Consider the following 6,993-nt stretch of genomic DNA (forward strand, 5'->3'; position numbering starts at 1 on the left):
ACGGCGGCGCGTCAGGCGACCGCGCCGGCGGGGTCGCTGCCGGGTTCGGGCGTCCGGACGACGCGGAAGCGTCGCGGGCCGGTGAACGGGCGCCGCAGCAGCTCGTCGATCCGTCCGGCCACCCGCTCGAAGCGCGGCAGGTCCTCCTGCACGACCCGGACGACGCGGACGTCGAGGTCGCGGACGTGGTCCTCGCGCCGCTTCTCGACCCAGGCGACCTCGGCCGGGGTGCGGCCACCCCAGGGATCGGTGTACTTGACCTCCCCGTCGAACTCGACGGCGACGGCGGCCTCCTCGAACCAGGCGTCCACCCGCCCCACGAAGCCCTGTGGACCGTGCAGCTCCACCTGCAGCTCCGGGGCGGGCAGGCCGGTGGCGAGCATCGCCAGCCGCCCGCGGGTCTCCAGCGGCGACTCGGCTCGCCCGTCCGACAGGCCCACCGCCCGCGCGGCGGCACCGATGCCCCGCCAGTGGCTCTGCCGCAGGACGGCGTCCGTGAGGTCGGCCCGCCGGCACTTCCGCGTCTGCATCGCGCTGTCGATCGCGACGACCGCATCGGTCAGGGACCACTCGCGAGCACAGTCGAGGAGCGTGCGGGCCACGCTGGTCGCGCGGAGGGCATCGGCCACGACGAGGTCCTCGGGCGGCAGGGCGGCGGCCGCGATCCGGTAGCCCCTCCCGCTCCGCCACTGGTCGGGGTGCGTCAGGCGGACGACGTCGTCGACCCGGCGAGGCAGGACGAGCTCGTGGAACCGCGCCGCCGACGTGTGGCTGAGCACCGGGCCGGGGTCGAGCGCGGTGAGGGCGGCGGCGGCGGCGAGCAGGTGCCGCGCACGGACGTCGCGGGCCGCGGCCCAGCGCTCCGACGTCACGTAGATGCCGCGCCGCAGCGGGCGCCAGGCACCGGAGACGACGGCCGACCGGATCTGGTCGGGGCGGAGACCGGCGCGGCGTGCGTCCTCGACGGTGAAGACGCCGCCGCGGGACCGCTCGGCGAACTCGAGACCCGGGTGCATGCCGGGGAGTGTCGGGGCCGGGAGACGCCTGGCGGCCGGTCCGGGCGCGCCTGTGGACGGCGGCGTCACCTGGGGGAGAACGCCGTCCTCCCTCAGCGCAGAGCGTCCTCCCTCACCGCACACCGTGAGGGAGGACGCTTGATGATCAGGTGACCTGATCCCGGCCCGGGGCCGGGATCAGAGGTACTGGCCGCCGCCGGGGCGGAAGTCGGGCTGCTGCGGGACGCCGGCGCTCGGGCCGCCGGGCAGCGCGCGCCGGCGCATCTCCTCCAGCTGTGCCCGGGCGGCCATCTGCTGGGCGAACAGCGCCGTCTGGATGCCGTGGAACACGCCCTCCAGCCAGCCGACCAGCTGCGCCTGGGCGATCCGCAGCTCGGCGTCCGACGGCGTGGAGTCCTCGCTGAACGGCAGGGTGATCCGCTCCAGCTCCTCGCGCAGCTCCGGCGCCAGGCCCTGCTCCAGCTCGCGGATCGACGAGGCGTGGATGTCGCGCAGCCGCTGCCGGCTGGCGTCGTCGAGGGGCGCGGCGCGGACCTCCTCGAGCAGCTGCTTGATCATCGTGCCGATCCGCATCACCTTGGCGGGCTGCTCGACCATGTCGCCGACGGCGGCGGCACCGTCCTGGCCGCCCTCCTCCCCGCCGGGCAGGGGCACGGTGCCGACCGGCCGCCCGTCCGGCCCGACGACGACGACCTGCTGCGGACGCTCACTGCCGTTCCCGGGGATGGTCATGCCCTCCATCCTGCCCCGCCCGGGGCGACTGCCGCCGGGCCGGTGCGGACCGTCGGCGCCCCCGCCGGGCGGCTAGGGTCGGTGTACATGGGATCGGGGGACGCGCGGCTGGACATCGCCCGCGTCCGCGGCCAGTTCCCGGGCCTGTCCGACGGGCTGGTGCACACCGAGGGCCCGATGGGCACGCTGGTGCCGGAGAACGTCGTGCACGCGATCACCCAGGCGATGCGGGTCCCGGTGGCGCCGCGGGGCGGGGTGTTCCCGGCCTCCGCGCGCGCCGAGGGGCTGGTCGCCGGCGCCCGCGCCGCGCTGGCCGACCTGACCGGCGGCGTCCCGGCGGGGGTCGTGCTGGGGCCGAGCGCGACGACGCTGACCTACGTGCTGGCCCGGGCGCTGGCCCGCACCTGGCGCCCGGGCGACGAGATCGTCGTCAGCCGGCTGGACCACGACGCCAACATCCGGCCGTGGGTGCAGCTGGCCGAGCGGCGCGGCGTGCAGGTCCGCTGGGCCGAGGTGGACATCGAGACCGGCGAGCTGCCCGACTGGCAGTACGACGAGCTGCTCGGCCCGCGGACCCGGCTGGTCGCCGTCACCGCCGCCAGCAGCGCCATCGGCACCCGCCCGGACGTCGCCGCGATCGCCGAGCGCGCGCACCGGGTCGGGGCGCGGGTCTTCGTCGACGCGGTGCACGCCGCCGCGCACCACCCGCTGGACCGCCGGGCGCTGGGCGCGGACTTCCTGACGGTCTCGGCCTACAAGTGGTGCGGGCCGCACGTGGGCGCCGTCGTCGCCGACCCGGACCTGCTCGCCGAGCTGTGGCCGGACAAGCTCGTGCCCTCCCCGGACCGGGTGCCCGACCGTTTCGAGATCGGCGGGCAGCCCTATCCGCTGTACGCGGGCGTCGCCGCCGCCGTCGACCACCTCGCCGGCCTGTGCGGGGAGGCCTCGGGCAGCCGGCGGGAGCGGCTGCGCCGGTCGATGACGGCCGTGGCCGCCTACGAGAGCGAGCTGTTCGACTGGCTGGACCAGGCGCTGCGTGCGATGCGGCACGTGCAGGTGCTCGGCGCCGCCGCCGGCCCCACCCCGGTGCTGTCGTTCACGGTGGACGGCATGCGCCCCCGGCAGGTGGCCGCCGACCTCGCCCGGCGCGGGATCTGCGCCTGGGACGGCGACCGCTACGCCCGCGAGCTGTTCGACGCGATCGGCGCCAGCGAGCAGGGCGGGGCGGTCGGCCTGGGGCTGATGCACTACAACACCGCGGAGGAGGTCGGCTACGTGATCGACGCGGTGGCCGCGCTGCGCCCCCGCTGAGCCCCCGCTGAGCCCCCGCTGAGTCCGACCCTGCCGCCCCGTTCCGGGTGGCACCGCCCGCCGCCGGTCCGCGACGCCCGGTGACGACCCGCGGACACCAGCGCTCCCGGCGCCCCCCGCGCCCCCGCGGTGAACCGCAGACCCTCAGGCTCCGTGCTCCCTGGTGTCGGTGCCCGGGACGGTCGGGCCCTGCTGGAGGGAGTGGCCATGCGGAAGACGTCGACGTCGGACACCGGCCACGGGCCGGTCGCGGCGGGCTGAGCGGTGGACGGCACCTCCGGCCGCCCGGCCGCGCCCTGGCTGGTGCTGCTCCTGCGGGTGGTGGGCGCGGGCCTGCTCGTGGCCATGGCCGGCATCCACCTGTACCTGTGGCAGGACGGCTACGACACCATCGACTGGATCGGGCCGCTGTTCATGGTCAACGTGATCGCCGGGTTCGCTCTGGCGCTGGCGGTGCTCGCCGCGCCGGGGCGCTGGCTGGCGGCGGTCTCGGCGCTCGGCGCGCTGCTCCAGGCGGGCACGCTCGGGGCGCTGTGCCTGTCGGTGTGGGTGGGGCTGTTCGGCTTCCAGGAGTCGACCCGCGCCGAGCTGTTCTGGGAGACGGTGTGGGTCGAGGCGGCCGGCGCGGTCGTCCTCGCGGTGCTGGCCGTGCTCGCGTTCCCCCGCTCCGGGGTCACCCGCGGCACGCCGTCCCGGACGGACCGGGTCCGCGTGCGCTGATGGGGCTGGGCGGCCGCGACACCCGGGAGGAGAGCCTGCGCGCGCTCTGCGACGCGCACGCCTCCGCGCTCCTCGGGTACGCGCTGCGGCTGTGCGGCGGTGACCACGCCTGGGCCGAGGACCTCGTCCAGGAGACCCTCGTCCGGGCGTGGCGGCACCTCGACCAGCTCGACGACCAGGCGGCGCCGGTGCGGCCGTGGCTGTTCACCGTCGCCCACCACCTGGCGATCGACGCGCACCGCGCGCGGCACGCCCGCCCGCACGAGGTCGGGGACGACGCCGTCGCGGCCATCCCCAGCCTGGACGAGCTCGACGGCGCGCTGGACCGCATCATCCTGCTGGACGCGCTGGACTCCCTGTCGCGCGAGCACCGCGCCGTCCTCGTGGAGACCTACTACCGCGGCCGCACCGTCGGGGAGGCCGCCGCCGTCCTGGGCATCCCGCCCGGCACGGTGAAGTCCCGGTGCTACTACGCCTTGCGGGCGCTGAAGCTGGCGCTCGCCGAACGAGGGATGACGACGTGACCTGCCCACAGGGGGCCACCGACCTCGGTGCCTACGTGCTCGGCGCGCTGGAGCGCGACGAGCGGCGCCGGGTCGAGGAGCACCTGGCCGGCTGCGCCGTCTGCCGGGCCGAGCTCACCGAGTTCCGGGACCTGCCCGCGCTGCTGTCCCGCGTGGACCCGGCCGAGCTGACCGGCCCGCCGGTGCAGCCCCCGCCGGACCTGTACGACCGCGTCCGGGCGGCGGTGGACGAGCAGGCGCGGCCCCGGCGGTCCCGGCGGCTGCTGCTGGCCGCGGCGGCGCTCGTGGTCGCGGTGGCGGCCGCCGCCGTCTGGGTGGTGCTGGCGACCCGTCCCGGCGACGGGCCCACCACGCACACCGCGGCCGCCGGGGACGTGGAGATCAGCGTCATCGCGACCGGGGAGCCCGGCGGCACGGACCTCGACGTCACCGTCGCCGGGCTGGCCAGCTACACGCAGTGCCACCTGCTCGTGGTCGACCGGGACGGCGGCTGGCACGAGGCGGGGGAGTGGGCGGCCACGCACGACGGGGACGGCTGGTTCCGCGGCTGGACCGACGTCCAGCGCGACGCGCTGGCCGCCGTCGTCCTCCGCGACGGCACCGGGCAGGAGCTGATCCGGGTACCGGTCTGACCGCTCAGCCCTCGGTCAGCAGCAGCACCTTGCCCACGTGCTCGCTGGCCTCGACGACCCGGTGCGCCTCGGCCGCGCGCGACATCGGCAGCCGCCGGTCCACGATCGGGCGCACGACGCCGCGCTCCACGTCGGGCCAGACGTCGTACCGCGCCGCCGCCACGATCGCGGCCTTGCCGCCGGGGCCGGTCGCCGGCCGCGCCCGCAGCGTGGTCGCGTGCACCGCGGCCCGCTTGCGCATCAGCAGCCCGAGGTCGAGCTCGGCCCTCGTGCCGCCCTGCATCCCGATGCAGACCAGCCGCCCGCCGGTGGCCAGCGCGTCGACGTTGCGGGCCAGGTACTTCGCGCCCATGTTGTCCAGGACGACGTCCACCCCGGCGCCGCCGGTCGCCTCCCGGACCCGCTCGACGAAGTCCTCGTCGCGGTAGTTGACCCCCACCTCCGCGCCCAGCTCGCGGCAGACGTCGAGCTTGGCCGCGGTGCCGGCGGTGGTGAACACCCGGGCGCCGGCCCGGGCGGCCAGCTGGATCGCCATGGTGCCGATGCCGCTGGACCCGCCGTGGACCAGGAAGCTCTCCCCGCGGCGCAGCCCGGCCAGCATGAACACGTTGGACCAGACCGTGCACACCACCTCGGGCAGCGCCGCGGCGGTGGCCAGCTCCACCCCGGCCGGCCGCGGCAGCAGCTGCCCCGCGGGGACGGCGACCCGCTCGGCGTACCCGCCGCCGGCCAGCAGCGCGCACACCTCGTCGCCGACCCGCCAGCCGGTCACCCCCTCGCCGACCTCGCTGACGATGCCGCTGCACTCCAGCCCGAGGACGTCGCTGGCGCCGGGCGGCGGCGGGTAGAAGCCCTGCCGCTGCAGCAGGTCGGCCCGGTTCACCGCGGTGGCGACGACGTCGACGACGACCTCACCGGGCCCGCACACCGGGTCGGGGACCTCGCCCCAGCCCAGGACCTCGGGTCCGCCGGTGCCGTCCAGGGTGACCGCGCGCATGGCGCGACAGTAGAAGGTCCCTCGTGCACCCCGGGCGCGCAGTGCCAGGCTCGGTGCCGCCGCCGGCGTCCCCTCCGCGGTCCCGCGGTCCCCGGCGGCGCGCTGGAGGTGCCCCATGACCGCCGCCCCCTCGCCTGCGTGGTCGCAGGCTCCCCCCTCCCGCGGCTGGGGTGCCGGCCGCGTCGTGGCGCTCGTCTTCGCGATCCTGCTGCTGTTCCCGGGCCTCGGGCTGCTGCTCGGCGGCGGCGTGCTGATCTGGGCCGACGGCCCCGGCCGGGACGACGACGGCTACCTGACCACCCCCGAGGAGAGCTTCTCCACACCGGGCTCGGCGCTGGTCAGCGAGCAGATCGAGCTGTCCGACACGGGCACCGACTGGGCGCCGCTGGACTCGCTGCTGGGCACTGCGCGGCTCGAGGTGGCCGGCACGGACCCCGACACCGACGTCTTCGTCGGCATCGCGCCGCTGGCCGAGGGCCAGGCCTACCTCGACGGCGTGGCGCGGACGGTGGTCGACGACCTCGGCGGCGGCGCCGTCCCCGGGCAGCAGATCTCCGGCGGCACGCCCGCCACCCCGCCCGCCCAGCAGGACTTCTGGGTCGCGCAGGCCTCCGGCGCCGGGACGCAGGAGCTGACCTGGGACCCGACCGAGGGCGACTGGCTGATCGTCGTCATGAACACCGACGGCTCGCCGGGGGTCGTGGTCGAGGCGCGCATCGGCGCGACCGTGCCCGGGCTGACCGGCTTCGCCTGGGGGATGCTCGCCGCCGGCGTCCTGGTGCTGGCGCTGAGCACGCTGCTGTTCGTGGTGGCGCTGCGGCGGGGGTCCCGGCGGCCGCCGCCGCCCTACGGCCCGCCCCTCGCGGCCCCCGCGGGCCCGCCCCCGGCCTGGTCCCCGCCCGCGCAGGTCGACCGGGACACGGCCCGGGACGCGGCGTCCGGCCCGCCGGCCGACGCCACCCCGCGGGCCGTCGACCGGAACCCGCCGCAGGGCTGACGCACGTCGTGCGGGGGGGGGGGGGCGCGGGCGCGGCCGGGGCCCGCAACGGGTCCGGGGGCCG

Annotated in this window: 8 protein-coding genes; 5 read left to right on the plus strand and 3 right to left on the minus strand. The window is 77.1% G+C overall.

Features of this window, described 5'->3' with window-relative positions; genetic code table 11:
- Positions 1 to 11 precede the first annotated feature (11 nt).
- Both ACI79F_RS22085 and ACI79F_RS22090 read right to left on the minus strand, forming a co-directional pair.
- Positions 12 to 1,016: a type IV toxin-antitoxin system AbiEi family antitoxin domain-containing protein gene (locus ACI79F_RS22085; RefSeq protein ID WP_456546086.1), complete on the minus strand. Its 1,005-nt coding sequence runs from the start codon at positions 1,014 to 1,016 to the stop codon at positions 12 to 14.
- A gap of 177 nt (positions 1,017 to 1,193) precedes the next feature.
- The gene (locus ACI79F_RS22090) at positions 1,194 to 1,748 is read right to left on the minus strand and encodes a bacterial proteasome activator family protein (RefSeq protein ID WP_456546085.1); all 555 of its coding nucleotides are present in this window, start codon (positions 1,746 to 1,748) and stop codon (positions 1,194 to 1,196) included.
- Positions 1,749 to 1,835: 87 nt separating this feature from the next.
- Between ACI79F_RS22090 and ACI79F_RS22095 the strand changes: the two genes are divergently transcribed.
- From ACI79F_RS22095 to ACI79F_RS22110, 4 genes are all read left to right on the plus strand, one after another.
- Complete coding sequence (locus ACI79F_RS22095; protein WP_456546084.1) at positions 1,836 to 3,059, plus strand: cysteine desulfurase-like protein; 1,224 nt, start codon at positions 1,836 to 1,838, stop codon at positions 3,057 to 3,059.
- Between the two features lie 264 nt (positions 3,060 to 3,323).
- On the plus strand, positions 3,324 to 3,779 hold the full coding sequence (locus tag ACI79F_RS22100; protein ID WP_456546083.1) for a hypothetical protein: 456 nt from the start codon (positions 3,324 to 3,326) through the stop codon (positions 3,777 to 3,779).
- Entirely contained in the window at positions 3,779 to 4,303 is a 525-nt protein-coding gene (locus ACI79F_RS22105; RefSeq protein ID WP_456546082.1) for a sigma-70 family RNA polymerase sigma factor, read from the plus strand. Before ACI79F_RS22100 ends, ACI79F_RS22105 begins: the two co-directional genes overlap by 1 nt.
- Entirely contained in the window at positions 4,300 to 4,935 is a 636-nt protein-coding gene (locus ACI79F_RS22110; protein ID WP_456546081.1) for an anti-sigma factor family protein, read from the plus strand. Before ACI79F_RS22105 ends, ACI79F_RS22110 begins: the two co-directional genes overlap by 4 nt.
- Before the next feature lie 4 nt (positions 4,936 to 4,939).
- Here the strand turns inward: ACI79F_RS22110 and ACI79F_RS22115 are convergent, their stop codons facing one another.
- Positions 4,940 to 5,932, minus strand: a complete 993-nt coding sequence (locus ACI79F_RS22115) for an NAD(P)H-quinone oxidoreductase (protein ID WP_456546080.1) — start codon at positions 5,930 to 5,932, stop codon at positions 4,940 to 4,942.
- Between the two features lie 115 nt (positions 5,933 to 6,047).
- On the opposite strand from ACI79F_RS22115, the gene ACI79F_RS22120 reads away from it, so the two are divergent.
- Positions 6,048 to 6,929 carry a hypothetical protein gene (locus ACI79F_RS22120; protein ID WP_456578946.1) on the plus strand — a complete coding sequence of 294 codons (882 nt, stop codon included), beginning with the start codon at positions 6,048 to 6,050 and terminating at the stop codon, positions 6,927 to 6,929.
- Positions 6,930 to 6,993 lie beyond the last annotated feature (64 nt).

The organism is Blastococcus sp. SYSU D00868, from assembly GCF_054050575.1.